The organism is Neoalteromonas arenosi, assembly GCF_030362855.1.
Lineage (GTDB): Bacteria > Pseudomonadota > Gammaproteobacteria > Enterobacterales > Alteromonadaceae > Alteromonas_E > Alteromonas_E arenosi.
Genome location: NZ_JAUCBP010000010.1, coordinates 115659 through 141171, shown reverse-complemented (window position 1 = coordinate 141171; position 25513 = coordinate 115659). Strand labels below are relative to the sequence as shown.

32 protein-coding genes are annotated in these 25513 nt (G+C 46.2%); 6 read left to right on the top strand and 26 right to left on the bottom strand.

Annotated elements, in window-relative coordinates; all coding sequences use genetic code 11:
• Nucleotide 1: 1 nt before the first annotated feature.
• Entirely contained in the window at nucleotides 2-988 is a 987-nt protein-coding gene (locus tag QTP81_RS12415) for an acyltransferase family protein (RefSeq protein WP_289365874.1), read from the bottom strand.
• Nucleotides 989-1297: 309 nt separating this feature from the next.
• On the opposite strand from QTP81_RS12415, the gene QTP81_RS12410 reads away from it, so the two are divergent.
• Nucleotides 1298-2095: a hypothetical protein gene (locus tag QTP81_RS12410; RefSeq protein WP_289365873.1), complete on the top strand. Its 798-nt coding sequence runs from the start codon at nucleotides 1298-1300 to the stop codon at nucleotides 2093-2095.
• Between the two features lie 86 nt (nucleotides 2096-2181).
• Here QTP81_RS12410 and rplQ read toward each other — a convergent pair whose 3' ends face one another.
• The 17 genes from rplQ to rplN form a co-directional block, all read right to left on the bottom strand.
• The gene (rplQ, locus tag QTP81_RS12405) at nucleotides 2182-2583 is read right to left on the bottom strand and encodes a 50S ribosomal protein L17 (protein WP_289365872.1); all 402 of its coding nucleotides are present in this window, start codon (nucleotides 2581-2583) and stop codon (nucleotides 2182-2184) included.
• Nucleotides 2584-2623: 40 nt separating this feature from the next.
• Nucleotides 2624-3613, bottom strand: coding sequence for a DNA-directed RNA polymerase subunit alpha (locus tag QTP81_RS12400; protein ID WP_289365921.1), 990 nt, complete (start codon nucleotides 3611-3613; stop codon nucleotides 2624-2626).
• Between the two features lie 20 nt (nucleotides 3614-3633).
• On the bottom strand, nucleotides 3634-4254 hold the full coding sequence (rpsD, locus tag QTP81_RS12395; protein ID WP_289365870.1) for a 30S ribosomal protein S4: 621 nt from the start codon (nucleotides 4252-4254) through the stop codon (nucleotides 3634-3636).
• Nucleotides 4255-4278: 24 nt separating this feature from the next.
• The gene (gene rpsK, locus QTP81_RS12390; protein WP_214132155.1) at nucleotides 4279-4668 is read right to left on the bottom strand and encodes a 30S ribosomal protein S11; all 390 of its coding nucleotides are present in this window, start codon (nucleotides 4666-4668) and stop codon (nucleotides 4279-4281) included.
• A 15-nt stretch (nucleotides 4669-4683) separates the two neighbouring features.
• Nucleotides 4684-5040, bottom strand: coding sequence for a 30S ribosomal protein S13 (rpsM, locus tag QTP81_RS12385; protein WP_289365865.1), 357 nt, complete (start codon nucleotides 5038-5040; stop codon nucleotides 4684-4686).
• A 152-nt stretch (nucleotides 5041-5192) separates the two neighbouring features.
• Nucleotides 5193-5306, bottom strand: coding sequence for a 50S ribosomal protein L36 (rpmJ, locus tag QTP81_RS12380; protein WP_289365864.1), 114 nt, complete (start codon nucleotides 5304-5306; stop codon nucleotides 5193-5195).
• 37 nt (nucleotides 5307-5343) lie between these two features.
• A complete protein-coding gene (gene secY / locus QTP81_RS12375; RefSeq protein ID WP_289365862.1) occupies nucleotides 5344-6663 on the bottom strand; it encodes a preprotein translocase subunit SecY in 1320 nt (439 codons plus the stop codon).
• 5 nt (nucleotides 6664-6668) lie between these two features.
• Nucleotides 6669-7103, bottom strand: a complete 435-nt coding sequence (rplO, locus tag QTP81_RS12370) for a 50S ribosomal protein L15 (RefSeq protein ID WP_289365860.1) — start codon at nucleotides 7101-7103, stop codon at nucleotides 6669-6671.
• A gap of 3 nt (nucleotides 7104-7106) precedes the next feature.
• A complete protein-coding gene (gene rpmD / locus QTP81_RS12365; protein ID WP_289365859.1) occupies nucleotides 7107-7286 on the bottom strand; it encodes a 50S ribosomal protein L30 in 180 nt (59 codons plus the stop codon).
• Between the two features lie 6 nt (nucleotides 7287-7292).
• Nucleotides 7293-7793 carry a 30S ribosomal protein S5 gene (rpsE, locus tag QTP81_RS12360; protein ID WP_289365857.1) on the bottom strand — a complete coding sequence of 167 codons (501 nt, stop codon included), beginning with the start codon at nucleotides 7791-7793 and terminating at the stop codon, nucleotides 7293-7295.
• 9 nt (nucleotides 7794-7802) lie between these two features.
• Nucleotides 7803-8156 carry a 50S ribosomal protein L18 gene (rplR, locus tag QTP81_RS12355; protein ID WP_289365856.1) on the bottom strand — a complete coding sequence of 118 codons (354 nt, stop codon included), beginning with the start codon at nucleotides 8154-8156 and terminating at the stop codon, nucleotides 7803-7805.
• 12 nt (nucleotides 8157-8168) lie between these two features.
• Nucleotides 8169-8702, bottom strand: a complete 534-nt coding sequence (gene rplF, locus QTP81_RS12350) for a 50S ribosomal protein L6 (RefSeq protein ID WP_289365854.1) — start codon at nucleotides 8700-8702, stop codon at nucleotides 8169-8171.
• Nucleotides 8703-8715: 13 nt separating this feature from the next.
• Nucleotides 8716-9108 (bottom strand): 30S ribosomal protein S8, encoded by a 393-nt coding sequence (rpsH, locus tag QTP81_RS12345; RefSeq protein WP_289365852.1) that lies wholly within the window; start codon nucleotides 9106-9108, stop codon nucleotides 8716-8718.
• Between the two features lie 12 nt (nucleotides 9109-9120).
• Nucleotides 9121-9426 (bottom strand): 30S ribosomal protein S14, encoded by a 306-nt coding sequence (gene rpsN / locus QTP81_RS12340; RefSeq protein WP_289365850.1) that lies wholly within the window; start codon nucleotides 9424-9426, stop codon nucleotides 9121-9123.
• 11 nt (nucleotides 9427-9437) lie between these two features.
• Nucleotides 9438-9977, bottom strand: coding sequence for a 50S ribosomal protein L5 (rplE, locus tag QTP81_RS12335; protein WP_289365849.1), 540 nt, complete (start codon nucleotides 9975-9977; stop codon nucleotides 9438-9440).
• 16 nt (nucleotides 9978-9993) lie between these two features.
• Nucleotides 9994-10308: a 50S ribosomal protein L24 gene (rplX, locus tag QTP81_RS12330; protein WP_289365847.1), complete on the bottom strand. Its 315-nt coding sequence runs from the start codon at nucleotides 10306-10308 to the stop codon at nucleotides 9994-9996.
• A 12-nt stretch (nucleotides 10309-10320) separates the two neighbouring features.
• Nucleotides 10321-10689: a 50S ribosomal protein L14 gene (gene rplN / locus QTP81_RS12325; protein ID WP_289365845.1), complete on the bottom strand. Its 369-nt coding sequence runs from the start codon at nucleotides 10687-10689 to the stop codon at nucleotides 10321-10323.
• A gap of 403 nt (nucleotides 10690-11092) precedes the next feature.
• On the opposite strand from rplN, the gene QTP81_RS12320 reads away from it, so the two are divergent.
• Nucleotides 11093-12202, top strand: a complete 1110-nt coding sequence (locus QTP81_RS12320; protein WP_289365843.1) for an NADH:flavin oxidoreductase — start codon at nucleotides 11093-11095, stop codon at nucleotides 12200-12202.
• Between the two features lie 41 nt (nucleotides 12203-12243).
• Here QTP81_RS12320 and QTP81_RS12315 read toward each other — a convergent pair whose 3' ends face one another.
• Complete coding sequence (locus tag QTP81_RS12315) at nucleotides 12244-12747, bottom strand: GAF domain-containing protein (RefSeq protein WP_289365841.1); 504 nt, start codon at nucleotides 12745-12747, stop codon at nucleotides 12244-12246.
• Between the two features lie 84 nt (nucleotides 12748-12831).
• On the opposite strand from QTP81_RS12315, the gene QTP81_RS12310 reads away from it, so the two are divergent.
• The 3 genes from QTP81_RS12310 to ahpF all read left to right on the top strand — a co-directional run bounded on the left by QTP81_RS12310 (nucleotide 12832) and on the right by ahpF (nucleotide 15803).
• Nucleotides 12832-13413 carry a gamma-glutamylcyclotransferase gene (locus QTP81_RS12310; RefSeq protein ID WP_289365839.1) on the top strand — a complete coding sequence of 194 codons (582 nt, stop codon included), beginning with the start codon at nucleotides 12832-12834 and terminating at the stop codon, nucleotides 13411-13413.
• A gap of 149 nt (nucleotides 13414-13562) precedes the next feature.
• Nucleotides 13563-14126 (top strand): alkyl hydroperoxide reductase subunit C, encoded by a 564-nt coding sequence (gene ahpC / locus QTP81_RS12305; protein WP_289365837.1) that lies wholly within the window; start codon nucleotides 13563-13565, stop codon nucleotides 14124-14126.
• 78 nt (nucleotides 14127-14204) lie between these two features.
• Nucleotides 14205-15803: an alkyl hydroperoxide reductase subunit F gene (gene ahpF / locus QTP81_RS12300; RefSeq protein WP_289365835.1), complete on the top strand. Its 1599-nt coding sequence runs from the start codon at nucleotides 14205-14207 to the stop codon at nucleotides 15801-15803.
• A gap of 133 nt (nucleotides 15804-15936) precedes the next feature.
• Here ahpF and QTP81_RS12295 read toward each other — a convergent pair whose 3' ends face one another.
• The gene (locus tag QTP81_RS12295) at nucleotides 15937-16374 is read right to left on the bottom strand and encodes a hypothetical protein (protein ID WP_289365833.1); all 438 of its coding nucleotides are present in this window, start codon (nucleotides 16372-16374) and stop codon (nucleotides 15937-15939) included.
• Nucleotides 16371-18593, bottom strand: a complete 2223-nt coding sequence (locus tag QTP81_RS12290) for a tetratricopeptide repeat protein (RefSeq protein ID WP_289365831.1) — start codon at nucleotides 18591-18593, stop codon at nucleotides 16371-16373. Before QTP81_RS12290 ends, QTP81_RS12295 begins: the two co-directional genes overlap by 4 nt.
• A 231-nt stretch (nucleotides 18594-18824) precedes the next feature.
• Between QTP81_RS12290 and QTP81_RS12285 the strand changes: the two genes are divergently transcribed.
• Nucleotides 18825-19682 (top strand): HDOD domain-containing protein, encoded by an 858-nt coding sequence (locus tag QTP81_RS12285; protein WP_289365829.1) that lies wholly within the window; start codon nucleotides 18825-18827, stop codon nucleotides 19680-19682.
• Here QTP81_RS12285 and QTP81_RS12280 read toward each other — a convergent pair.
• The 5 genes from QTP81_RS12280 to QTP81_RS12260 form a co-directional block, all read right to left on the bottom strand.
• Entirely contained in the window at nucleotides 19679-20887 is a 1209-nt protein-coding gene (locus QTP81_RS12280) for an EAL domain-containing protein (protein ID WP_289365827.1), read from the bottom strand. The genes QTP81_RS12285 and QTP81_RS12280 overlap by 4 nt on opposite strands.
• Before the next feature lie 147 nt (nucleotides 20888-21034).
• The gene (locus QTP81_RS12275; RefSeq protein WP_289365826.1) at nucleotides 21035-21574 is read right to left on the bottom strand and encodes a DUF1569 domain-containing protein; all 540 of its coding nucleotides are present in this window, start codon (nucleotides 21572-21574) and stop codon (nucleotides 21035-21037) included.
• Nucleotides 21571-22314, bottom strand: coding sequence for a 23S rRNA (guanosine(2251)-2'-O)-methyltransferase RlmB (gene rlmB, locus QTP81_RS12270; RefSeq protein WP_289365823.1), 744 nt, complete (start codon nucleotides 22312-22314; stop codon nucleotides 21571-21573). Before rlmB ends, QTP81_RS12275 begins: the two co-directional genes overlap by 4 nt.
• The gene (gene rnr, locus QTP81_RS12265) at nucleotides 22314-24731 is read right to left on the bottom strand and encodes a ribonuclease R (protein ID WP_289365822.1); all 2418 of its coding nucleotides are present in this window, start codon (nucleotides 24729-24731) and stop codon (nucleotides 22314-22316) included. The genes rlmB and rnr overlap by 1 nt, the downstream gene beginning before the upstream one ends.
• 75 nt (nucleotides 24732-24806) lie before the next feature.
• Nucleotides 24807-25460, bottom strand: a complete 654-nt coding sequence (locus tag QTP81_RS12260) for a tetratricopeptide repeat protein (RefSeq protein WP_289365819.1) — start codon at nucleotides 25458-25460, stop codon at nucleotides 24807-24809.
• Nucleotides 25461-25513: the final 53 nt, after the last annotated feature.

Below are 25513 nucleotides of genomic sequence, written 5' to 3'. Positions count from 1 at the left end.
ATTACCTAACCAAGGTTCGTTTTAGCGCCTTGCGCAATTGTTGATTACTGGGCACTTCAACTACGCGATTCAACCCATAAGCCAGAAGAGTTACTAAACCAACGGCTATAGTGACAGCTGCAACTGAAGGCATAAATTCACTCAGCCTGTATAAAATTGCGTAACCGACATTTTGGTGGATTAAGTATAGCGAATAAGAAATCGCGCCGAGCCACACTAACACACGACTGTTCATAAAGGGCACGTACCCCTTGAACGTGGCCCAGAATACAGCCATTAAAACTAGATAAATGGCTGTAACCAACACCGTGCTGGCGGTTAAAGTAAGGGCTGCGGCAAATAGCATTGCAAGGCCCGCAAGCAGTTTACTGCGCCCTTTTTGCCAGTCTTGCAGTGCAACGCCAAACAAAAAGAACTGTCCATAGCCATCCAGCGTTACCAATTGTGCCCAACGGGGCACCTCACTTACATACCCTAACCCCATATTGGCGATAACTATAAGCATGAGAAGCGGTGTGGCCCAGTATCTTTGTCCGACAATTAAGAGTAAGAACATATAGGCGTAAAAAGTCAGCTCTAGTGTCAATGTCCAGTACACCCCATCGACGTGGGGAACAGCAAAGTATTCATGGAACATGGCGAGATTTTTAAACGCCGTAGCGACGCTCACCGTACGATCGGGTAACCCAAGTAACAGTGTAACTGCGAAGGTAACAGCTATCGCGACCCAATACACAGGATACAGTCGACTAAATCGAGAGATAACGAATTCAATGGGTGTTTGGATGCGATCCAACGTCCAATAAATGACGAAACCGCTGATCATAAAGAACAGTTGCACGCCATACTGGCCAAAGTAAGACCAATATACAGGAAGCCCTTGATGGCCATAGAGTTCGTGATAGCGATAGACCAAATGATAAACCACCACTGCCATTGCGGCGATGCCTCGCAGGGCGTCTAACTCTAGCATCCGGTGTTGTGACATACTCTACAACTTATTATTGTTATTCTTTTTCAAAGGGAAGCAGATCGCAAAATTTGTAGCAGTTGTTGGGACAACTGCAGTTCATCGTCGAAAATACCTCATCTACCGCTGTTGATACTACTGCAATTTATCGTTTTTGCATAACCAAAGTTATCTACCCATACCTAAGATTCGTTGCTTTTTTGCGCGATCTTGCGTAACGTACATTTGTTAACATTTTTTAACAATTTCTGAACTTTATGCGTTGTAGAGCGTCCAAAGTAAAGATTTAATCTGCACGGATGCTACAAAAGTAAGTTGGTGAGAAGTATGCGTAAGACAACTATGGCAATCTCTGTGTTAGCAACATTATGTTGTACACAATCAGTGTTTGCACTACCGCCACAGGAGTCTGTTGAACCTGTCCCTGCAGCCGAACAGCACAATGACAGGAAAGTCTTAAAAGCGTCTTTTATCCAACGACAGATGGAAAATAACGCCAGTATCGGTCGCGCAATTAAATCGATTGCCAGTCACTATCCTCAGCAGGTCACAACCATTGTTGAAGTGGCACTTGACACTTACCCCGAAAAATATAAAGAAATTATTTACGCTGCGATTTCAGCCCAACCGACGGCGACAGAAGAGATAGTTCGTATTGCTATCGAGAAGAACGTCAGCGATTGCCCGAACATTGTGGAACTCGCTATTCTGGCAGAGCCTAGCTACGTCAACTTCGTCGTAACTGCAGCGGCCAATACGACGCCAGAAGAGCTTGAGGAGATTGTCCGTGTTGCGGTTATCACCGAACCTGATTCTGCTGATCGCATTGTCCAAACACTTGTCCAAGATCACCCTAATGACATGGTCGACATTCTTACCACGGCAATTTCTGCTGTTCCGTTTGTTGGTGAATATATTGTTGATGGGCTACTGGCAATGTTTCCAGAAAAGGCAGATACCGTGGTAGAGCATGCCGTACGTGAATCCGTTCAGCAGCGCGAACATATCATCCGCATCATTGAAACCGCTGAAAATCGCGGCATGGAAATTGATGCATTGAAAAACTCGGCGCTAGCCGGTGGTGCAACAGAACAAGAGATCGCCCAAGCTATCGACAAAAACTAAACACGGCTTGTCACATCCATTGGAGCGTGAGCTCACGGATAAAAAAACCCGGCGATTGCCGGGTTTTTTATGATTGGAGTAATGTCTTACTCTTCAGTTGCTTCTTCTACTTCTTCTACGTCTTCAACAACTGGGCGGTCTACAAGTTCAACGTAAGCCATAGGCGCACTGTCACCAGTACGAAGACCACATTTTAAAATGCGGATATAGCCACCTGGACGCGCTTCATAGCGAGGACCAAGTTCGTTAAACAATTTACCGACAACTTCTTTATCACCCGTGCGAGCCATTGCCAAACGGCGGTTCGCAACACTGTCTTGCTTAGCAAGTGTGATTAGAGGCTCGATAACGCGACGCAATTCTTTCGCTTTAGGCAACGTCGTTTTAATCACTTCGTGCTTAACCAATGAGCTAGCCATGTTTTTGAACATAGCTTGGCGATGGCTGCTGTTGCGATTCAACTGACGACCACTTTTACGATGGCGCATAGTTTTATCCTTCTCTTACACTCAGTACGCTAAGTACTGATTAATCTCTTTCGGCGATGCTCTCTGGCGGCCAATTCTCTAGGCGCATGCCTAGTGAAAGTCCACGAGATGCAAGCACATCTTTAATCTCAGTAAGCGATTTTTTACCTAAGTTAGGAGTCTTCAACAACTCAACTTCGGTACGCTGTACTAAGTCACCAATGTATTGAATAGCTTCTGCTTTCAAACAGTTTGCTGAACGTACAGTTAGCTCAAGGTCATCAACTGGACGAAGTAGAATCGGATCGAATTCCGGCTTCTCTTCTTTCGCTACTGGCTCTGACATATCGCGTAGTTCAACGAACGCATCTAACTGTTCAGCTAGAATAGTTGCAGAACGACGGATAGCTTCTTCAGGATCCAAAGTACCGTTAGTTTCCATATCGATGATTAGCTTGTCTAAGTCAGTACGCTGCTCAACACGCGCAGATTCAACCGCATATGAAATGCGATCAACTGGGCTGTAAGAAGCATCAACTAACAAACGACCAATTGGACGATCATCTTCTTCAGAGGAACGACGCGTCGCCGCTGGAACATAACCACGACCCATCTCAACCTTGATACGCATGCTGATTTCAGTATCGCCGGTAAGCGTACAAATCACGTGATCAGGGTTGACGATTTCTACATCACCGTCGTGCTGGATGTCACCAGCCGTTACCGGGCCCGCTCCAGATTTCACCAAGGTTAAGGTAGCTTCAGTTTTACCTTCTAAGCTAACCGCTAGACCTTTAAGGTTTAGCAAGATCTCGATGACGTCTTCTTGAACGCCTTCTTTAGTGCTGTACTCGTGTAAAACACCATCAATCTCAACTTCAGTGACGGCACATCCCGGCATTGAAGAAAGTAAGATACGACGTAACGCGTTGCCCAAAGTGTGACCAAAACCACGCTCTAGTGGCTCTAATGTTACTTTTGCACGCGTAGGAGAAACGTTTTCGATTTCAACCAATCTTGGTTTAAGGAATTCAGTTACAGAACCCACAATGTATCCTCTTTAGTTACACTTTACTTAGAGTAAAGTTCGACGATCAACTGTTCGTTAATTTCGGCTGACAAGTCAGTTCTTTCAGGAATACGCTTAAACGTACCTTCCATTTTAGAGTTGTCGACTTCAATCCACGTCGGCTTTTCACGTTGGTCAGCAAGTTCTAATGCTGCCACGATACGTGCTTGCTTTTTCGCTTTTTCACGAACAGACACCACGTCATCAGCTTTAACGTTGAACGATGGGATGTTTACCACTTGGCCATTCACAAGAATAGCTTTGTGGCTAACAAGTTGACGTGCTTCAGCACGAGTACTTGCAAAGCCCATACGATACACAACGTTATCAAGACGCTGTTCAAGAAGTTGCAACAAGTTTTCACCGGTGTTGCCTTTTAAACGTGCCGCTTCTTTATAGTAGTTACGGAACTGTTTTTCTAATACGCCATACATACGACGTACTTTTTGCTTCTCACGCAACTGAACACCGTAGTCAGACAAACGGCCACGACGGGCACCATGTTGACCAGGCGCAGTATCGATTTTACATTTAGAATCGATTGCGCGAACGCCACTCTTAAGGAACAAATCTGTACCTTCGCGGCGGCTAAGTTTGAGTTTTGGACCCAAATATCTTGCCATGATCTTTCTCCTGTTGTCCGTCGATTAAACGCGACGTTTTTTCGGTGGACGACAACCGTTGTGAGGAATAGGTGTCACATCGGTAATGTTTGTGATCTTGTACCCAGTGGCGTTAAGCGCACGGATCGCAGACTCACGGCCTGGACCTGGACCTTTAACGAACACTTCAAGGTTCTTCAGACCGTATTCTTGAGCAGCAACGCCTGCGCGTTCTGCAGCTACCTGAGCAGCAAATGGCGTTGATTTACGTGAACCACGGAAACCAGAACCACCTGAAGTTGCCCATGCCAAAGCGTTACCTTGGCGATCTGTTATAGTCACAATCGTATTGTTGAAAGACGCATGGATATGAGCCATACCGTCAGCAACCTGACGTTTTGCGCGCTTACGAGCGCGAGCTGGTGCTTTTGCCATAACTTGTTCTCCCCGTTATCTCTTAATAGGTTTACGAGGACCTTTACGGGTACGCGCATTAGTCTTAGTGCGCTGACCACGTAGAGGCAAGCTACGACGGTGGCGAATACCACGGAAGCAACCTAGGTCCATCAAACGTTTGATGCTCATAGAGACTTCACGGCGCAAGTCACCTTCAACAGTGAATTTCGCCACTTCGTCACGAAGCTTATCAATAGTTGTTTCATCAAGATCTTTGATCTTGGTATCTTCTGCAACACCAGCAGCCGCACAAATGCTCTTCGCACGTGTAGCGCCAACGCCGTAGATTGCTTGAATAGCAATAACTGCGTGCTTGTGTTCCGGAATGTTAATGCCAGCGATACGGGCCATTAACAGCACTCCTCTTAATTAATGTCAGCGGCCTAAAAAGCCCGATAGGATACTTACCCGCCGACCAAATTGCAATTTTAAGCGTTTATTTACTGCAAATTTGCGTGGCAGCATCGCTGATACCACGCAAAGTAAATTAAACGCCACGTTGATTAGCCTTGCCTTTGCTTATGCTTTGGCTCGCTGCAAATCACACGCACAACACCGTTGCGCTTGATGATTTTGCAGTTACGGCACATCTTTTTAACGGATGCACGAACTTTCATTACATCACTCCGTAGTACGCAATCTTAGAGCAAAGGCCTATCGGCCAATGCCTTTCAGATTTGCTTTTTTGAGAACAGAATCATATTGATGTGACATCAAATGAGTCTGCACCTGCGCCATAAAGTCCATGATTACCACTACAATAATCAGTAGTGATGTACCGCCGAAATAAAATGGAACATTCCAAGCGATCAACATGAATTCAGGCACTAAACAAATAAAGGTTATGTATAGCGCGCCAGCTAGTGTTAGGCGAGTCATGACCTTGTCGATGTAACGCGATGTTTGCTCACCCGGGCGAATACCAGGAATGAACGCGCCAGACTTCTTCAAGTTATCTGCTGTATCACGCGGGTTAAATACCAACGCAGTATAGAAGTAACAGAAGAAAATAATGGCTGCTGCATACAACATTACGTATAGCGGTTGACCAGGCGATAATAGCAAGGCTACATCGGCTAACCACGAGGTAGATTCATTCTGACCAAACCAGCCTGCGATCGTACCTGGAAACAGGATGATACTAGAGGCAAAGATTGGTGGAATAACACCCGCCATATTGACCTTTAACGGCAAGTGCGTGCTTTGAGCAGCAAATACCTTACGGCCTTTCTGTTGCTTAGCGTAGTTAACTACGATACGGCGTTGTGCACGCTCTACAAATACCACAAGGTATGTAAGCGCCATCACAATCACACCGATAAGCAACAAGAACAACAAGTTAATATCACCTTGACGAGCTTGCTCTGCAGTTTGACCTAACGCTGTAGGTAGACCTGCAACAATACCCGCAAAGATCAGAATCGAGATACCGTTACCGATACCGCGTTCTGTAATTTGCTCACCTAGCCACATAAGGAACATAGTTCCAGTAACTAGACTCACTACCGCTGTAAAGTAGAACGCGAAGCCCGGGGCAATTACCAACCCTTGAATCAAGTTAGGTAATCCGGTCGCAATACCAATAGACTGGAAAGTCGCCAATACTAGCGTCAAATAACGCGTGTACTGGCTGATTTTACGACGCCCTGCCTCACCTTCTTTCTTAAGCTCTATCATCGGCTGATGAACAACCGACATTAGCTGCATAATAATCGAAGCTGTGATGTAAGGCATAATGCCCAGGGCTAGCACTGACGCGCGCTCTAACGCACCACCAGAGAACATGTTAAACATTTCTACGATAGTACCTTTCTGTTGCTCAAATAATTGAGCTAAGACCGCTGGGTCAATGCCAGGGATCGGCACGTAAGAACCGAACCTAAATACGATAATCGCACCAAGTACGAACAACAATCTTGATTTAAGTTCGCTCAAACCGCCTTTCGCGCCTGAATCCAATCCTGGTTTAGCCATCTAGCTTATTCCTCTACTTTACCGCCGGCAGCTTCAATCGCTTCACGCGCACCTTTTGAAACCTTTACACCGCTTACCGTTACCGCACGAGAGATTTCACCGCTCTTCATCACTTTAACGAACTGAATGTCTTTCTTAACAAGACCAGCAGCTTTTAAAGTTTCAACAGAAACAGTGTCACCTTCAACCTTAGCTATTTCAGATAGGGTCACTTGGTCAGAAACCAATCCCACACGTGAAGTAAAACCAAATTTAGGTAAACGGCGTTGGATTGGCATTTGTCCGCCTTCAAATCCTGGCTTAACTGAACCACCAGAGCGGCTCTTTTGACCTTTGTGACCACGGCCACCAGTCTTACCTAAACCAGAACCGATACCACGGCCCAAACGCTTACCAGCATTTTTCGCTCCTGGAGCAGGAGCAAGAGTATTTAAACGCATCTTTTACTCCTCCACGATCTCAACCATGTAATTAACACGGTTGATCATGCCACGAACGGCTGGGGTATCTTCTAACTCGCGAACGTGACCAATTTTACGCAAACCCAAACCTACCAAAGTAGCTTTGTGCTTAGGTAAACGGCCAATCGAGCTTTTAGTTTGCTTGACTTTTACTGTTGCCATCGTTAATTACCCCAGAATTTCTTCTACTGACAACCCACGCTTAGCAGCAACTTGCTCTGGAGAGTTCATCTCAACAAGAGCATTGATAGTTGCGCGAACAACGTTGATTGGGTTAGTCGAGCCGTAACATTTTGAAAGTACGTTTTGTACACCAGCTACTTCAAGTACTGCACGCATCGCACCACCAGCAATAATACCGGTACCTTCAGATGCTGGCTGCATGTAAACTTTAGAGCCAGAATGACGACCTTTAATTGGGTGCTGTAGAGTGTTGCCGTTAAGGTCAACGTTCACAAGATTGCGACGTGCCTTTTCCATAGCTTTCTGGATTGCAGCAGGCACTTCACGTGCTTTACCGTAACCGAAACCTACGCGACCATTACCATCACCAACCACTGTTAAAGCAGTGAAACTAAAGATGCGACCACCTTTAACTACTTTAGATACGCGGTTTACAGCAATGAGCTTCTCTAACAGTTCACCGTTTTGAACTTCTTGTTTAGCCATTGTTATCTCCTAGAACTGAAGACCGGCTTCGCGAGCCGCATCAGCCAATGCTTTCACACGACCGTGATATTTAAATCCGCTACGATCGAAAGCGACGACTTTAACGCCTTTCTCGATTGCACGCTCTGCGATTGCTTTACCGACTGCCGCCGCTGCTTCTGCATTACCTGTTGCTTTAAGACCTTTTTTAAGATCCGCTTCAACAGTTGAAGCCGCCGCTAATACTTCAGAACCGCTAGGCGCGATTAACTGAGCATAGATGTGGCGAGGTGTGCGGTTAACAACCAAGCGATGCGCGGCTAGTTCACTGATCTTCTTACGTGCACGTGTTGCGCGACGTAAGCGAGCTGTTTTCTTATCCATCGTATCACCCACCTACTTTTTCTTAGCTTCTTTGCGCAGAACCGTTTCGTCAGAGTAACGAACACCTTTACCTTTATAAGGCTCTGGTGGACGGTATCCACGAATATTGGCTGCAACCTGTCCTACCACCTGCTTATCGGCGCCTTTGACGACGATTTCAGTTTGGCTAGGAGTTTCTACAGAAATACCTTCTGGCATTTCGTAAACAACAGGGTGAGAGAAACCTAGTGTAAGGTTAAGTTTTTTACCTTGTGCTTGTGCACGGTAACCAACACCTAACAACTGCAGTTTTTTCTCAAAACCTTCAGATACACCAACAACCATTGCATTCAATAGTGAACGAGCAGTACCAGCCTGAGCCATTGCATTCGCAACGCCTTCACGAGGAACTGCACGTAGTTGCTGTTCTTCTTGAACAACTTCTACTGCGTCATTGAAAACACGGGTTAGTGAACCGTTTTTACCTTTTACAGTGACTTTTTGACCAGCGATAGAAACTTCTACGCCTGATACAACGTCAACTGGAGCTTTAGCTATACGTGACATTCTACTTCTCCCGTTACGCTACATAACCGATGATTTCACCGCCCATGCCCGCTTTACGCGCTGCACGGTCAGTCATCACACCTTTAGAAGTAGACACGATAGCTACGCCTAAACCGCCTAGTACTTTTGGAAGCTCATCTTTTTTCTTATAGATGCGCAGACCAGGACGACTTACACGCTCGATTGTGTCAATTACTTGCTTACCTTCGAAGTACTTAAGTGTTACTTCTAAAGTAGGCTTAACGTCACCAGATACCGCGAAGTCATTGATGTAACCTTCCTCTTTTAAAACTTTCGCAATTGAAGTGCGAAGCTTAGAAGATGGCATAGTCACAGCAACTTTCTGCGCCATTTGGCCGTTACGGATGCGGGTGAACATATCCGCGATTGGATCTTGCATACTCATATCAGCTACTCCTTACCAGCTGGCTTTTTTAAGGCCAGGGACTTCACCGCGCATCGCAGCTTCACGAAGCTTGATACGGCTCAGACCGAATTTGCGTAGGAACCCGTGAGGACGACCGGTTACACGGCAACGGTTTTGTTGACGTGAACGGCTTGAATCACGAGGTAGTGATTGTAGCTTTAGAACAGCATCCCAACGCTCTTCTTCAGAGGCGTTAACATCGCTGATAATCGCTTTAAGTGCTGCGCGTTTTTCTGCGTACTTAGCTACAAGCTTAGAACGCTTTACTTCGCGAGCTTTCATTGATTCTTTTGCCATAACCCTACACCTTACTTTTTAAACGGGAAGTTGAACGCAGACAATAATGCGTGCGCTTCTTCGTTCGAGTTAGCACTGGTAGTGATAGTAATATCCATACCGCGAATTTTATCTACCTTATCGAAATCGATTTCAGGGAAGATAATTTGCTCACGAACGCCCATGCTATAGTTACCACGGCCATCGAATGACTTCGGGTTAAGACCACGGAAGTCACGGATACGTGGGATTGCAATAGAGATTAAACGCTCTAGGAATTCCCACATACGCTCGCCGCGTAGGGTTACTTTACAGCCAATCGGATAACCTTCACGGATTTTAAAACCCGCTACAGATTTGCGTGCTACAGTAACAATCGGCTTCTGACCAGCAATTGCGGCCATGTCAGCTTGAGCATTCTCAAGCACCTTCTTGTCAGCTACAGCTTCACCTAAACCCATGTTTAGAGTGATTTTTTCAATCCGAGGGACTTGCATGACGCTTTTGTACCCGAACTGCTTAGCAAGTTCAGCTACTACTGTTTCTTTGTAGAAATCATGCAGTTTCGCCATCGTACTCTCCAATTAATTAAACAAGTTCGCCGTTTGACTTGAAGAAACGAACTTTCTTCTCGCCTTCTAAACGGAAACCAACACGATCAGCTTTACCCGTTGCTGGGTTAACGATCGCTACATTTGAAACGTGAATTGATGCTTCTTTCTCAATGATACCGCCAGCTTCACCCAACTGAGGGTTTGGCTTTTGGTGCTTCTTGATGATGTTCACACCTTCTACAATGACACGGTCATCAGACGTTAGGACTTTTTTGACTTTACCAGTCTTGCCCTTGTCTTTGCCTGCCAATACGACTACTTCATCATCACGACGAATTTTATTAGCCATTATCGTGACTCCTTATAGTACCTCTGGGGCCAGTGAAATAATCTTCATGAACGAATCGCCACGAAGTTCACGGGTTACCGGACCAAAGATACGCGTACCAATAGGTTGCTTGTTTGCGTTAAGCAACACAGCTGCGTTGTTATCAAAACGGATCGATGAACCGTCTGGACGACGAACGCCTTTCCTAGTACGCACCACCACTGCATTCAGGACGTCACCTTTTTTCACTTTACCGCGAGGAATTGCTTCCTTGACAGTAACTTTGATGATGTCACCGATGTGTGCATAACGGCGATGCGAGCCACCTAGAACCTTAATACACTGAACCCTGCGAGCGCCGCTGTTGTCGGCAACATCCAGGTTAGTTTGCATTTGGATCATGTTAGTGCTCCGCTGTTAAATTACGACTCATTTGAGCCTCTAAAGCCGCTAAAAACGGACCTTTCAGGCCAATTTTTAACCTTACCCCGATAAAAAGGGCGCGAAATGATAACAGAAAAGAATGGCTAGAGATAGCCGAATTTTGAATTATTTTTAAACAAATGGAGATATCTGACTTGCTCGGCGTAGCATAACATACAAGGCCTTGATGTGTCAGTAGCTCGATTGTCAAAGTGGCAGGTTTTTGACGCAAAAACCCCATTCATTGCATTTTTTTGTAAGTGACTCAAAACAGACAGCTATAGCTGCCCAACCGATATAGAAAAACATAAATTTTTGTGATTATTCTGCATGGCTAGTATCGATTACAGTGATATTAGGTTAACTGAGAGCGCATAAACGTATGACCGATACTTCTGTACTGTTTCAACCCATCACCATACGCAATACAACATTTAGCAACCGCATTGCCATGGCTCCAATGACCAGAGGTTTTAGCCCCAAAGGCGTACCCGGCGATAATGTTCGCGACTACTATGCCCGTCGCGCCGCTGCTGATGTGGGCTTAATCATCTCGGAAGGTACATTAGTTCCGCGCAAAGGCGCGGCTGATAGTCCTAACTACCCGCATTTTTGGGGCGAGGAGGCTCTCACTGGTTGGCAAAACGTAATTGATGCCGTGCATGAAAACGGTGGCAAGATGGCACCCCAATTGTGGCACTTGGGTATTATGCGCAAGCCTGGCACCGGTAATTTCCCCGAGGCACCAACCGATAGTCCATCGGGTATCACACTCAAAGGCAAACAAGTTTTTGCAGAGCCGAGTACCCAAGATGTTGAAGCAATGGCGCAAGCATACGTAGACGCGGCAGCTGATGCAGCAAGGCTGGGGTTTGATGCCATTGAGTTTCATGGTGCGCACGGCTATTTGATCCACAACTTTTTTTCAGGCGTGTCAAACAAGCGTACCGACCGCTTTGGCGGTAACTTAACTGACCGCGCAGCCTTTGCGATTGAGATCATTAAAGAAACCCGTAAAGTGGTTGGCGAAACACCGATTATTTTGCGCTGGTCGCAGTGGCATCAAGTGGACTATACTTCTCGACTCACCACATCATTAGATGAACTTACCCCATTCTTAGAAGCGATTGCCGATTCGGGTGTAGATATATTACACGCCTCGCAACGCCGTTATTGGGAAGCAGAATTTCCTGAGATTGATGGTAAAGACGGTCTTAACCTCGCGGGTTGGTGTAAAAAGATTACAGGCCTTCCAGCTATGTCGGTAGGCTCAGTAGGCCTCGGTGGTGATTTCTTTGGTGCTTTTGCAGGTGAAGGCGCTAAAACGCGCCCCATCAACGACTTAATCGAGCGCATGGAGCGCGGTGAATTCGACATGATCGCGGTGGGTCGGGCACTATTGCAAGACCCGGAGTGGGTGTCGAAAATAAAAAATGGTCAACTAGAAGATTTGGCACCGTACGATGCCGAAGCGATTAAGACGCTTTACTAAAAAGTCTCTGCGGCGCATGCAGCAGCGTGTGCCGCCATTTGTTATAGCATTTCCACATAGGAGTAAACCGATACTACAGTGGCTGCACGTTTTAAGTTTTCAATATCGTTGTCACTCCACTCCACTTGACGATTGACACTCTCACAACAAATTATTCCGTATTGCACAAACTCTCGACTGAAAATGTAATCAAGCAAGGAATGAATATCGTTGGGTTCAAAGTAGCCTTGATTGAAGCACTGAGTGCGAGGATCTGAGCGCGCATTTGATGCACATACCGTATCTTCTTTTAATATAGCGGCAAAGTACTCGGGAAAGTCAGACTCACGTAAGATTAATTCATTGGGCACTGAAAAGCCTTCTTTGGTGAGTAGCGCAATGCAGCGAATAGCCGTTTTACTGTCAAAAAACTCCCAAAGACTAACCCTATCAGCGTGAGGTATTGAATCTGCGATTGCTGAGCAGGTCAAACGCAGCTTTTCTGCACCTTGCACGTCAGGTTTAGACAATGACATGCCTAATTGAGTGAGCGAATCGATATCCATTTACGTACCCAAAAATTTCTCAAGTAAACTGTAGTGAAGGTTTTTCATTTAGCCAAAGACTTTTTCAACATTTAAAGTGTTTTTATGAGTTTCGATACGCAGGCGATAAATAAACAGCGACAAGATTTGGATGAATTAACTGATATCTGGGTTTTCGGATATGGTTCACTGATCTATAAGGTCGATTTTGACTATCTAGAAAGCCAATACGGCTATATCCACGGTTATGCACGACGCTTTTGGCAGGGCAGTCATGACCATCGCGGTACGCCCGAGTCTCCCGGTCGAGTTTTAACTCTTAGCCCTAAGAAAGATGAAAAGTGCTTTGGCCGAGTTTTTAAAGTTACTCATGACGTATTTGACCACCTCGACCATCGCGAAAAAAACGGCTACTTACGCGAATTGATTGATGTAGAGCTAACCAGCGGCGAACACATTCAAGCGTTGGTGTACATTGCTGCGCCGGAGAATGCTGCCTATTTAGGCGCAGCTGATGAACACGCGATTGCTCAGCATATCTTCAATGCCAAAGGACCAAGTGGGCGCAATCGAGACTACGTGTATCAATTGGCTGCCGCGCTACGCAAGCATCAACAAGTCGATCCACACGTGTTTGCGATAGAGGCGGCCTTACGCCAATTAGAACAAATCCATCAAATCTATTAAAACGAACAAAAAGCAACCTCTTAATCGAATTTTATGATTACATGAATCGATTGTATTAATTATCAATCCATCCAACGCCAGCTTAGTATAAACCCATTGAGTTAACCCGCAGATGCGGAACATTTAAATAAACCCTAAAGGAGCAATGCATGGCTTTAATTAACACAGAAATCAAACCTTTTACTGCACAAGCGTTTCGCGATGGCGAATTTATTGAAGTGAGCAGTGACGACGTGAAAGGTAAGTGGGCAGTATTTTTCTTCTACCCAGCAGATTTCACCTTTGTATGTCCAACTGAGCTTGGCGACGTTGCTGACAAATACGAAGAATTACAATCACGTGGCGTAGAAGTTTACTCGGTATCAACTGACACGCATTTCACGCACAAAGCATGGCACGATGCGTCAGACACGATTGCAAAAATCAAGTACACCATGATTGGCGACCCTACCGGTGAAATTACGCGCAACTTCGACGTTATGCGTGAAAACATGGGCCTTGCTGACCGCGGTACGTTCATTGTCGACCCAGACGGCATCATCCAAGCGATGGAAATCACTGCTGAAGGTATCGGCCGTGACGCAGACGACTTGGTTCGCAAAATCAAAGCGGCTCAGTACGTACGCAACAATCCAGGTGAAGTGTGCCCAGCAAAATGGAAAGAAGGCGAAGAGACGCTTGCACCTTCATTAGACCTAGTTGGCAAAATCTAAGCAGATTTGAGCTAAACAAAGTCACGGTGCGGCGACTAGCCGCACCCTCTTTTAACCCGGTAGATAGGAAATAGCACAATGTTATCTAAAGAAATATTGCAGGCCCTCAAAGGCTACGCCGAAAAAATGCAAAACTCTGTAGCGTTTGTATTGCAGACAGGCGAACACGCAAAACGTGATGAGCTAAAACAGTTCCTGTCTGATATTGCCAGTGTTAGCGATAAAATTGCGTTTGAAGAGCGCGGTGACACCGGTTTACGAAGCCCTATCAGCTTTTTGCTTGAAGCTGATGGCGAAGACACAGGTATCCGCTTTTCAGGGATCCCGAGTGGTCACGAATTTAACTCGCTGGTGCTTGCCATGTTGCACGGTGCTGGCGTCGAATTAAAGCTGGATTCAGCGATTCAGCAACTAGTAACTAAAGTTGATCAGCCCTTACACTTCGAAGTGTTTGTTAGCTTGAGCTGCCACAACTGCCCCGACGTAGTTCAGGCGCTCAACCAGTTTGCATTACTAAATGACAAAATCAGCAGCGAAATGATCGACGGCGGCTTGTATCAAGACGTTGTAGAAGCGCGTGATATTCAAGGTGTACCCAGCGTATACCTAAACGGCGAATTGTTCGCAAACGGCAAAGTTGACGGCGCAGCGCTGGTTAATAAATTAATTGAAAAGTTTCCACAGCTAACGGAAACACCGGTTGAATCAGACTTACCACTGCAAGACGTAACTATAGTTGGTGGTGGCCCAGCGGGCGTTAGCGCGGCGATTTACAGTGCGCGAAAAGGTTTAAAAGTCACCATGATTGCCGAGACTTTCGGTGGCCAAGTTAAAGATACAATGGGGATCGAAAACCTTATCTCAGTATCGAAAACCACTGGTCCAGAGTTGGTTGGCAACATGATGGCTCACCTGAATGATTATGAAGTGACGCTGCGCGAACACGTGCGCGTAAATGCGATAGAAAAAGGTCACGTAAAAACGATCACCTTATCGTCAGGCGAGCAGATCAAAACGAAAACAGTGATCATTGCCACCGGTGCGCGCTGGCGTGAACTCGGTGTACCGGGTGAGCGTGAGAATATCGGTAATGGTGTGGCGTATTGCCCGCACTGTGATGGCCCATTCTTTAAAGGTAAAGACGTAGCGGTTATCGGCGGCGGTAACTCGGGTATTGAAGCGGCGCTAGATTTATCCGGTATTGTTAAGTCAGTGACTGTGTTTGAGTTCCTACCAGAGCTTAAAGCTGACCAAGTGTTGGTAAACCAAGCGGAAAAACGCGACAACATCACGATTTTGCGCAATGTAGCGACCAAAGAAATTGTTGCTACCGACGGCAAAGTCAGCGCAATCGACTATGAAGATCGCGCTACTGGTGAACGACACAAACAAGATTTACACGGCGTATTCGTGCAAATCGGTTTGGTGCCCAATAGCCAGTTCGCTAAAGATTTGGTAAAAACAACTCCTTATGGCGAAATCATTATCGATGAAAAATGCCATACGTCGGAAGAAGGTATTTATGCTGCAGGCGACGTAACAACCGTACCGTACAAGCAAATTGTTGTGAGTATGGGCGAGGGCTCTAAAGCTGCTTTGGCTGCATTTGAATATTTGCTCGCTTATCAACAAGACGGCGAAGACGCAAAATTAGACGCGACAGCTGCAGCTGCGTAACTAACTCTGTAACACCTCTCCCTAGAGTAAAAAAGCCCTTTGCACAATTCGTGCACAGGGCTTTTTTTGCGCATGCTGAATGTACTGTTAGTTTGCTTTAAGGGGCTTACTAGTGGTGTTAATCACCGTATAATTAGCTAGATACACCTTGCGGGCGCTTGATAATAATGATTGGGTCGAGGACTTTGTCGCCAACGATTACATCGTATTTAAATTCCAGCTGGTTTTGCTCACCAAAATCCTGCTTGGGAATGACTTGATTTATGACCCCATCTTTAGTTCGCAAGTTTGATGTTCGGAACGGGCTGGCTTTGGGAAAGCGGATGATCATTCTGCTCGGGCCCACCCACACTAAGCGTTGGCCAACTTCCAATTCCACAACTTTTGCATCGATATAGGGCATCCCGGTGCGATCTAAAGACACTTTTACAACAGCGGTATTGGTACCTTTATTCACAGTACCAACCGCTTCACAGTCGCAGTTAGAGCCAATCGGGATGACGATACCGGCATTGGTCGAAGAGCATGCCGAAATCAATAAAAATACTGACAGAACAAATAACGTTTTCATATATCTTCCTCTGTTCCTGTAAAAAGCATCAAATCCGGATCAGCACGAATTAAGTCAGCCGGATACCCCAAGGCTAGTAGAGCCTTAATTTGCGCCTCAGCGACATTTATTTGATTAAGAAACATATAGACCTTAGCTGAACTGTAGTAGAGCTCTGGGTCATTGTCACGGCTATACGCAAAAGCCTTTTCAATAGCATCTAACGCCGTCTCAGTATCCAATAGGTAAACAGCTGCAAGTGCCAATGCTTGGTATGCCTTGCCATCTTCTTTGTTTAGCGTGATTTTACTGCGAGTCTGCTTAACAACCTCTTTATAAAGCATCTCAGAACGCTCAGAGCGATCGCCCAAATGTCGATATGTGTCAGCCAGATTCAATGATATTTGATACACGTCAGGCAAAAGCTTCCTTGCCTGAGTGTATAGCTCTCTCGCCTTTTCGAAATCACCTGCATAATAATAAATACTCGCGGCGTTAGAATATCCATAGCCCGTAGGGATCATCTCTGCCGCTCTTTCAAAGTACTGAGCAGATTTTAAGAAGTCGCCAATATAGAGGTAAGCTGCACCGAGGTTATTTAAAACAAACTCATTCTCGGGCGTAAGTTTTAATGCGCTATCTAAAAACGGAATGGCTTGTTTGAATTGGCCAGAATCAATGAACAAGGTGGCAATTGCATTGTATGACTGCCAATGCTTCGGAAACTTTCTCATCAATTCACGGAAAATAGCTTCAGCTAAATCAAAACGCTGCTCACCGCGAAAGACCTCAGCCAATTGGTACTGAGCATCATAATTATCTGGAGCTATAAGCATGGCTTCGTTTAAATATTGGCGCGCGCTAGCGTAATCGCCTAAAACCGTTTCCACTTTACTCATGGTGACCAAAGCATCAACGTTGGGCGTATTTTGTAATGATAATTCACAGTACTCTTTAGCTTTTGATAGTAAGTTGGCATCTGCAGAAATAGTGTAATTGCCCAAGTAAGCACCGCATATACCGGTGTTTGCGGCGCTGAATTCTGGATCATGAATCAATGCGGTCGTGAAGTAATTAATTGCTTGGTCATAATTTTCTTGCGAAGAGGGCCTGCGCATATATTCTGAGCCTCGTAAATAATACTCGTAGGCAGTCAGATCGGATGTCAGCTGAATCGCGGCGGGACGAAAGTTTGGTAAACCAAACTCGTCAGCAAGATACCCTGCAATTTCCGCCACCACGCGATCTTGCAATATGAATAAGTCTTTGTAAGCGCCATCTAATTTACCACCCGCAATTTGTACATTGTCTTTGCGTCGCATCAAGCGGTAAGAAATTCTCACACTATCTTCGATCCTTTGCACACTCCCCTCTAGCCGGATCGGTGCTCGTACTCCTTTGTCAGGCTCAATAATGTAAATGTCACGGATATCAGCTAGTTGGCTCCTTAACGCTTCGGTGATTCCAGCAGAAAAAAAATCGGGTTCACGGTTGTCGGCCATTAGGTTTTTAAAGTCGGCAATTTCAACGTAATACGCTGAGTAACTAGGCACCAGAACCTTAATTGTCATATAAAACGCAAACACAATGATCACTAGACTCAAAGCGGCGAACGATAAAAACTTGCGATTCGCATGTTTGCGGCCGGTTGGGTTTACAAAGGGTGATTCTCCCGTAATACCAAATTCATACACTTCGATAGGCTCACCAACGCCTTTAAGGTGAAACCGTCCGTGATTTAACCACTTCATCTGCTCAGGTTGTACATCCTGTAATTGCAATGAGCGTCGTACCAACTCGTACGCAGTGCTGGTCATAAGGGTTTGCCCACCCCTAGCGATAGACATCAATCTCGCCGTTAATGGCTTTGCTAGACCTTCAACTTCCAGTTGTTTTGCCCCGCGAGCCACGTCTTCGGAAGAGTTATTGCGAAGATAAACTTCTCCAACGTGTATTCCCACCCGACTCTTTAACGTTTTATCGAACTCTTTGCCGACTCGCGGTAAGGAACGATGAAAATCGACAGCAAAAGCAACAGCGTCAGTCGTACGCTCGAATAGGATAAAAAAACCATCAGTTCTATCTATTTCCTGACCGTTGTATTGCCGCAGTAAATCCCGAACTAGCCGGTCAACTTCTGCAAATAATTTGGCTGACTTCGCATCACCGAGAGCAGCAATGATATCTGTACTTCCGACCAAGTCGGTGATCAACAGCGTTTTGACGCAGGAATCACTCAAAATAAAAAGGTCCTTGGTTGCGTTAAACAAGTAAGAAGTACCTTCACAAGATTGCTTGTTTCATGTGCTATCGTCGAAGGCACCGCAATTAAACGAACAAGAGCCGATACTGCGGGCAATATAGAAAGTATTACTTTGTTCAATAAATATACAAGAAAATCGGTAAAATATACGATTGCAATACATCGACAATTCTGTATTTTGTACTAAAAGCACAAATTCGGTTAAATTTTGACCAACACAACTTCTTCCAACGACAGACTTCGCGCATTGAAAAATTCTGCGGGCATCTATGCGCTACCGAGTATTTACGCCGCATTTAATAAAAAGCTAGCGGATCCAAAAACTACTAATATTCAATTGGCAGATGTTATTCAACTCGATGCAGGCCTCACGAGTTATTTGCTGAAAATTGTCAACAGTCCCCTCTACGGTTTTTCTTCGAGTATAAGTAATATATCCCATGCTATAAGCATTGTCGGTCGACAGGAGTTGGCAACCTTGGTGATCGGCAAGTGTGTGGTTGATGTTTTTAGTAATATTGATGTGAAACCCGAAGCGCTCGAAGCTCACTGGAAAACCAGCTTGACGTGCGCCATTTTGGCGAAAAATATAGCGGCTCAAAGTCAGCGCAGTGAATCGCCTGAAACTTTCTTTGTCGCTGGATTGATCCACGGTATTGGCAAACTGGTTATTTGGCGAGAATACCCTAAAGCAGAAGAAAAATATCGAGAGTTGGGGTCAATCAATGACTATCTCCAATACGAGCATGTGCTGTTAGGTACTGACTACCCGAGCATCGGGGCGCATATGGCTAGCGATTGGGGCTTACCCCTATTTTTAGTGAACACCACACAATTTCACTTAAATTTTGCAAAAGCCATACAAGACTTGAATGTAGCTGTCGTCTTTCTAGCCTTGCAGCTAGTAAAACTCACCGAAAGTTTAACCGTTGATACTTGGGAAGATAATGACGATTTGAATTGCCTGATGAAACAATTAGAACTCTCCAATGAGTCCTTACAACAGGTTGTCAATCTCAGCAAAGCCCAATTTACTGACATGCGGTCGATCGTTTCAGGTCACTAGGAGCGCGCTTTCAGGAAGTTTACAAAGTCTTCTTCTGGCATTGGCTTGGCAATAAAATATCCTTGCCCGAAATCAGCTGCAAACGAGTTCAACAAGTGAAGATCTGACTCACGTTCAATGCCCTCAGCGATCGTTCGCATGCCCAAACTCGTTGCGAGTGAGCAAAGTGTCCTAACTATTTCTTTACTTCTCGAATTATCTTGCATGGTAAATACAAACGACTGATCAATTTTCAATATGTCGATAGGAAATCTGTGTAGATAACTGAAGCTCGAATAACCTGTACCGAAATCATCAAGCGCAATGACCGCATCTAACCGCTTTAAGTCATTCAATATATTCGCGACATTTAAAGGGTCGAGCATAAGTGTTGTTTCAGTAATTTCTAAATATATGCGGTTTGGTTTAACGCCAGTTGAAACGAAAGCCGACTCAATATCCCTTACAAGGGAAGGTGATTCAAACTGTATGGGTGACAAATTTATACTCACATATATATTATCAATATGCTCAGCGAAGCGGTTTCTAGCTTTGCATGCCTCGTGGATGATCCATTTACCCATTGGCACTATGAGTCCGGTGTCCTCAGCCAAACCAATAAATTCGTCGGGAGGAATCATACCTCGATCCGGATGGATCCATCTTATAAGGGATTCACAGCCAACAATTGCTTGACTTTTTACATCAACAATAGGCTGATAGAACAGCGCTAGCTGCTGTTGCTTTAGTGCATTAGCTAAGTCAATTTCTCGTTGAATTTTACTGGTCGTATGATGGGTTTCGATGGCGGTCCTTTGCGGTTCTTCAGTATACTCGAAACTAATATCAGAAGACTCACTTCGTTGGGCTAAGGCAGTAAATCGGCCACGCATTTCGCGATAACGAGTAAGTAAGACGCTCAAAAGTGTTTGCGCCAAATCGCCTGGATTATTGATGTAACGTTCGAAGTAGCTAATTGGGATCTTGATCAACACGGTATCTGTTGCTGCAACCGCAGTGCCTGAGCGCAAACTTTTATCCAGCAGCGCCATTTCACCGAATAACTCTCCTTCGGTGAAACGCGTCAGGCGCACAGACTTGCCATTAATCAAAGTATTTAGATCAACGACCCCTTGTTTTACTATATACGCAAAGTCTCCAGGCTCACCCTCCGAAAAGATGACTCTGCCCTCATTAACGTGCTCTTCTACCGTATCATCTTGCAAGTACAGACACCCCTTTTACCCAAGAGTAAACAACTAAACATTGAGCAAAACATCCCGCGCCTGAATGCTTGCCAACTCAGCTACATAGCTCGCAAATTAGATTATAGTCTATCGTGTTCTATTTGATGTTTAATGTCGCTGAAAGGGTTATTCCGCGACTAAAAGGTCCAAGTGATCGTTAATATGCATTAATTGGGCGAGCATGTAGTCTTCGTGTGCCAACTCTCCATAGGCGAAGTGGGATTTGGTTTCGGTGACTTCATCAAAATCACGCAGAGCGACTATTAAGCGGTCGATAGACTGATTTACCGCCACAGGGTCGGTCTTTTCAATATCGAGTTCCGGTGCGCCTGGAATAGCTTCTGCGGTATCATGGCTCATGCTGCCAGCTTGTTTAAAGACCCAAAACGCTGGGCCGCCAACCCATGTTTTAAAACTATCCGACTTGTGCTCGGGAAACCCCACCATGGCGTACTCAATGCTTTGTGCAAGGTGGGTAAAGGTCGCATAGGCTGGCCATGGACCGTCAAACTCTAGCGCAGGTAGCGCTTTTAGTGATTCTAAGTGTGTGATCATCGTATCAACATTTAAGCGCTCAGACTTTACTGCAGGCGTGCACCCGGCCAAAGGCAGCGCGACGGCTACGGAGACGAGCGCTGATGTTTTGATGAAATCACGTCGATTCATACGTCGCTCCGTTGGCGCACGATCTCAAATAAACACACGCCGGTCGCTACCGATACATTTAAACTGCTCACACTACCAGCCATCGGTAGTTTGACCAGACTGTCACAGTGTTCGCGCGTTAAACGGCGCATGCCTTTGCCTTCGGCTCCCATCACCAACGCTAACGGGCCCCTCATATCTTGGGCGTAAATAGTTTGCTCAGCTTCGCCAGCAGTACCGACTACCCACACACCTGATTGCTGCAAGTGTTTTAGGGTACGTGATAGGTTGGTCACTTGAATAAATGGCATAGACTCGGCCGCGCCCACAGCAACTTTTCGTGCTATCGGCGTTAAACCGCCCGATTTATCTTTTGGCACAATCAACGCTGTCGCCCCAGCGGCGTCTGCGGTACGCAAACACGCGCCGATATTGTGCGGATCCGTCACGCCGTCTAGAACTAAAAACAGGGGTGAATCGGTAGATTCTAATAAACGGTCAAGGTCTGACTCATCCAACACTCGCGCGGGCTTCGCCTTAGCCACAATTCCCTGATGCTGTTCGCCCTTGGTAAAATCATCCAAGGTCTTACGCGCACAAAACTGCACCGAAATGCGTTGTTTGCGCGCGAGGTTAATCAATGAGTGCAGCCGCTCATCATCGCGCCCTTTCAGCACAAACAACTCAAGCACACGCTCTGGCTCAGTGTTCAGTACGCTAGTTAACGTGTGGATACCGTAAATCCAATCAACTTTTGCCATTAGCCTTGTCGCCTCTTCGCATTGGATTTTTTCTTCTTACTGCCGCCTTTGCGCGAGGCAGGTTTGTTACTATCCCTCGCCGCTGTAGGGGATTTGTTCGAGTTTTTATGGGTTGAGCGGGATTTACCCTGCGCTTTTCCGGTTTTCTTTCCTCCAGCGGCTTTGCCTTTCGTTGCTGGGGCTTGTGCCGGCGCAGTGGCTTTGCCGACACTGCGTTTACCCGCGCGACGCTTGCGCTCCCGATGGGGGACATCCAATATTAGGTCAATTTTGCGGTCGTCTAGATTAACGGCCGCTACCTTAACCAATACCGAATCACCCAATCGATACATGCGACCAAATTGCTCACCCACCAGACACTGTTTGACTTCGTCATAGTGATAGTAATCATTATCCAGCGAAGTAATATGCACTAAACCATCGATATGATATTCAGTGATACGAATAAACAAACCAAAGTTGGTGACCGAGGCAACCACACCTTCGAAGGTATCACCCACGTGGTCGAGCATAAATTCACACTTCAACCAATCGGCTACATCGCGGGTGGCATCATCTGCGCGACGTTCAGTCATCGAGCACTGTTCGCCCAGCTGTTCAACTTCTTCAACCGTGTAGGCTTTGCCGCCTGAGTAGGAGCGTTTGCCCGCTAGTTTGGCCACGACCGACTTAATCGCGCGATGCACAATCAAATCCGGATAACGGCGAATAGGCGAAGTAAAGTGCGCATAGGCATCCAGCGCCAAACCAAAGTGGCCACCGTTGTCGCAGTCATAAACAGCTTGTTTCATAGAGCGCAGTAACATGGTTTGAATGAGCTCTTTATCCGGGCGGTTTTGGATCTTCGTCACTATATCTGTGAAGTCGCTTGGCTCTGCATCATTGGTAATGCGATGACTAATACCAACTTCTGCCAAATACGACGTAAAGGTCGTTAAACGGTCAGGATCTGGCGCATCATGCACGCGATAAAGTGCAGGCGCTTTGTGCTCTTCAAGCAGCTGCGCTGCACACACGTTGGCGGCAATCATACATTCTTCAATCAACATGTGCGCATCGTTGCGCTCTAACGGCACGATGTTTTCGATCTTGCGTTGCGCGTTAAACACAAACTTGCTTTCGGTGGTTTCAAACTCAATGGCACCGCGATGATTACGGCTCTTCTTCAGCGCCTTAAACAATCGATAGAGTTCTTGCAGATTCCCCACGTGCTCATCGTAGCGCTGGGTCAATTTCGGATCGCCCTGTAAAATACTCCACACTTTGTTGTAGGTCAGGCGAGCCTTAGAGTTCATTACCGCTTCATAGAATTGGTAGTCTTTAATCTTTCCTTGTGGTGAAATCGTCATTTCACACACCATACACAACCGATCAACTTCTGGGTTCAGTGAACACAAACCATTGGACAACACTTCAGGCAGCATCGGCACAACTTGCTCAGGGAAATACACCGAGTTACCGCGCTTTTGCGCTTCGGCGTCAAGGGCAGTGCCATTGCGCACGTAATAACTCACATCGGCAATGGCTACCCACAGCTGCCAACCACCATCATCAAGCGGCTCACAATACACCGCGTCGTCAAAGTCTCGGGCATCCTCACCATCAATCGTGACTAAACCTAGAGTGCGCAAATCTACGCGATTTTTTTTCGGCTTTTCATCTACTTCAGGCTTAAGCTTTTCGACTTGTTTGGTCACTGCTGCGGGCCACTCATGAGGGATGTCAAAGCTGCGTAGCGCCATTTCAATTTCCATTCCCGGTGCCATATGCTCACCGAGAATTTCTTTTACCTTGCCGATAGGATTGATACTGCGGCGAGGACGCTGGGTGATTTCAATCACCACCACATGGCCTTGGCGCGCACCTTGACTATTCTCGGGTGGAACCAAGATTTCAAATGGAATACGGCTATCATCAGGAATGACTAAACCAACCCCATGCTCGAGAAAAAAGCGCCCAACGATTGGTTCGCTGCGCGGCTCAACGACACGTGCAATCCGCGCTTCGCTGCGGCCTTTGCGATCAGTGCCGCCAATGTGCGCTTCAACAATGTCGTCATGCAGTAAAACCTGCATTTGACCTGCACTTATAAATAAGTCTTTTTCACCAGACTCAGGACGCAAAAATCCAAAGCCATCGCGATGCCCAATCACGCGGCCACGTACGAGTTCTTCTACTTCGGCCGCTACGTATTTTTTCTGGCGGGTAAACTGCACCTGCCCTTCGCGCTCCATAGCACGCAGGCGGCGTTGTACCCCAATTCTTTCCGGCTCCGACTTAGCATTAGCCAATTGACAAATTTCCAAAAAGGACAATGGCTTGTCGTGCGTTTTGAGGATTTCAGTTAAATATTCGCGGCTAGCCACAGGATTTTCGTATTGGGCTTTTTCGCGTTGATAATGCGGATCGTCGCTCATGCATTACTTCAATTACAAATAAGATGGCGCAATTATAACCTATTGCGCCTCACAAAGGTGTGAAATGTTAATGACTTAACTGTCGAGTGGTTGGCGTGCAGCCTTCACAGCTTTGGGGTGCATCAGTTTTTCTAGCGCCGCAAGCTGATTTGCAATACGTGCATGCACATCTTTGTCGTCAGTAATCGCGTTGTACAACCAGTGATAGGTATCTTGATAATCATAGGGACTGCCGTATCCCGCAATGAACAAATCCGCCAGTTGCATTTGCGCTTTCATATTGCCCAGCGCCGATGCTTCGCGTAAAAACACCACCGCGCGCGATTTGTCTTCTTGCACCAAGGTACCGTTGGCGTAGTAGCGCCCTAGTTGCTCGAGTGCGGCCGGTAAACCTTGGTCTGCGGCAGCGCGCATAAAGCTTACGCCTCTGGCCGGTTCGGCTTCTACGCAAACGCCCCATGCCAGCATATCACCCCATAAGAATTGATAGGCCGGTACGTTTAACACTTCAGCGCGCGCTTCAATGTCTTGCACTAACTGACAGCGATCGAGCACAACGCGATCGAGGTGTTCGTTTTTATTGATCATCATGATCAACTCATCTTGACTGTACAATTGCACCGCACGCACGTCTTGCGCTTGGGCGCTCAATGATAGACAGCCAAGGACCAAGCCCGACAATAAAACGGTAGTGCGTTTGAGCGAGTTGAAATAGCGAAACGGCTTCATAGTTCTAGCGATACAAGGTGTTTGTTGTTCTCAATATTAGGGTTATCGGCGCT

What these genes read in the sequence shown, in the direction of transcription:
- QTP81_RS12415 (WP_289365874.1), bottom strand. Translation starts at nt 988, where the DNA reads ATGTCACAACACCGGATGCTAGAGTTAGACGCCCTGCGAGGCATCGCC.
- QTP81_RS12410 (WP_289365873.1), top strand. Translation starts at nt 1,298, where the DNA reads ATGCGTAAGACAACTATGGCAATCTCTGTGTTAGCAACATTATGTTGT.
- rplQ (WP_289365872.1), bottom strand. Translation starts at nt 2,583, where the DNA reads ATGCGCCATCGTAAAAGTGGTCGTCAGTTGAATCGCAACAGCAGCCAT.
- rpsD (WP_289365870.1), bottom strand. Translation starts at nt 4,254, where the DNA reads ATGGCAAGATATTTGGGTCCAAAACTCAAACTTAGCCGCCGCGAAGGT.
- rpsK (WP_214132155.1), bottom strand. Translation starts at nt 4,668, where the DNA reads ATGGCAAAAGCACCAGCTCGCGCTCGTAAGCGCGCAAAACGTCAGGTT.
- rpsM (WP_289365865.1), bottom strand. Translation starts at nt 5,040, where the DNA reads ATGGCCCGTATCGCTGGCATTAACATTCCGGAACACAAGCACGCAGTT.
- rpmJ (WP_289365864.1), bottom strand. Translation starts at nt 5,306, where the DNA reads ATGAAAGTTCGTGCATCCGTTAAAAAGATGTGCCGTAACTGCAAAATC.
- secY (WP_289365862.1), bottom strand. Translation starts at nt 6,663, where the DNA reads ATGGCTAAACCAGGATTGGATTCAGGCGCGAAAGGCGGTTTGAGCGAA.
- rplO (WP_289365860.1), bottom strand. Translation starts at nt 7,103, where the DNA reads ATGCGTTTAAATACTCTTGCTCCTGCTCCAGGAGCGAAAAATGCTGGT.
- rpmD (WP_289365859.1), bottom strand. Translation starts at nt 7,286, where the DNA reads ATGGCAACAGTAAAAGTCAAGCAAACTAAAAGCTCGATTGGCCGTTTA.
- rpsE (WP_289365857.1), bottom strand. Translation starts at nt 7,793, where the DNA reads ATGGCTAAACAAGAAGTTCAAAACGGTGAACTGTTAGAGAAGCTCATT.
- rplR (WP_289365856.1), bottom strand. Translation starts at nt 8,156, where the DNA reads ATGGATAAGAAAACAGCTCGCTTACGTCGCGCAACACGTGCACGTAAG.
- rplF (WP_289365854.1), bottom strand. Translation starts at nt 8,702, where the DNA reads ATGTCACGTATAGCTAAAGCTCCAGTTGACGTTGTATCAGGCGTAGAA.
- rpsH (WP_289365852.1), bottom strand. Translation starts at nt 9,108, where the DNA reads ATGAGTATGCAAGATCCAATCGCGGATATGTTCACCCGCATCCGTAAC.
- rpsN (WP_289365850.1), bottom strand. Translation starts at nt 9,426, where the DNA reads ATGGCAAAAGAATCAATGAAAGCTCGCGAAGTAAAGCGTTCTAAGCTT.
- rplE (WP_289365849.1), bottom strand. Translation starts at nt 9,977, where the DNA reads ATGGCGAAACTGCATGATTTCTACAAAGAAACAGTAGTAGCTGAACTT.
- rplX (WP_289365847.1), bottom strand. Translation starts at nt 10,308, where the DNA reads ATGGCTAATAAAATTCGTCGTGATGATGAAGTAGTCGTATTGGCAGGC.
- rplN (WP_289365845.1), bottom strand. Translation starts at nt 10,689, where the DNA reads ATGATCCAAATGCAAACTAACCTGGATGTTGCCGACAACAGCGGCGCT.
- QTP81_RS12320 (WP_289365843.1), top strand. Translation starts at nt 11,093, where the DNA reads ATGACCGATACTTCTGTACTGTTTCAACCCATCACCATACGCAATACA.
- QTP81_RS12315 (WP_289365841.1), bottom strand. Translation starts at nt 12,747, where the DNA reads ATGGATATCGATTCGCTCACTCAATTAGGCATGTCATTGTCTAAACCT.
- QTP81_RS12310 (WP_289365839.1), top strand. Translation starts at nt 12,832, where the DNA reads ATGAGTTTCGATACGCAGGCGATAAATAAACAGCGACAAGATTTGGAT.
- ahpC (WP_289365837.1), top strand. Translation starts at nt 13,563, where the DNA reads ATGGCTTTAATTAACACAGAAATCAAACCTTTTACTGCACAAGCGTTT.
- ahpF (WP_289365835.1), top strand. Translation starts at nt 14,205, where the DNA reads ATGTTATCTAAAGAAATATTGCAGGCCCTCAAAGGCTACGCCGAAAAA.
- QTP81_RS12295 (WP_289365833.1), bottom strand. Translation starts at nt 16,374, where the DNA reads ATGAAAACGTTATTTGTTCTGTCAGTATTTTTATTGATTTCGGCATGC.
- QTP81_RS12275 (WP_289365826.1), bottom strand. Translation starts at nt 21,574, where the DNA reads ATGAATCGACGTGATTTCATCAAAACATCAGCGCTCGTCTCCGTAGCC.
- rlmB (WP_289365823.1), bottom strand. Translation starts at nt 22,314, where the DNA reads ATGGCAAAAGTTGATTGGATTTACGGTATCCACACGTTAACTAGCGTA.
- rnr (WP_289365822.1), bottom strand. Translation starts at nt 24,731, where the DNA reads ATGAGCGACGATCCGCATTATCAACGCGAAAAAGCCCAATACGAAAAT.
- QTP81_RS12260 (WP_289365819.1), bottom strand. Translation starts at nt 25,460, where the DNA reads ATGAAGCCGTTTCGCTATTTCAACTCGCTCAAACGCACTACCGTTTTA.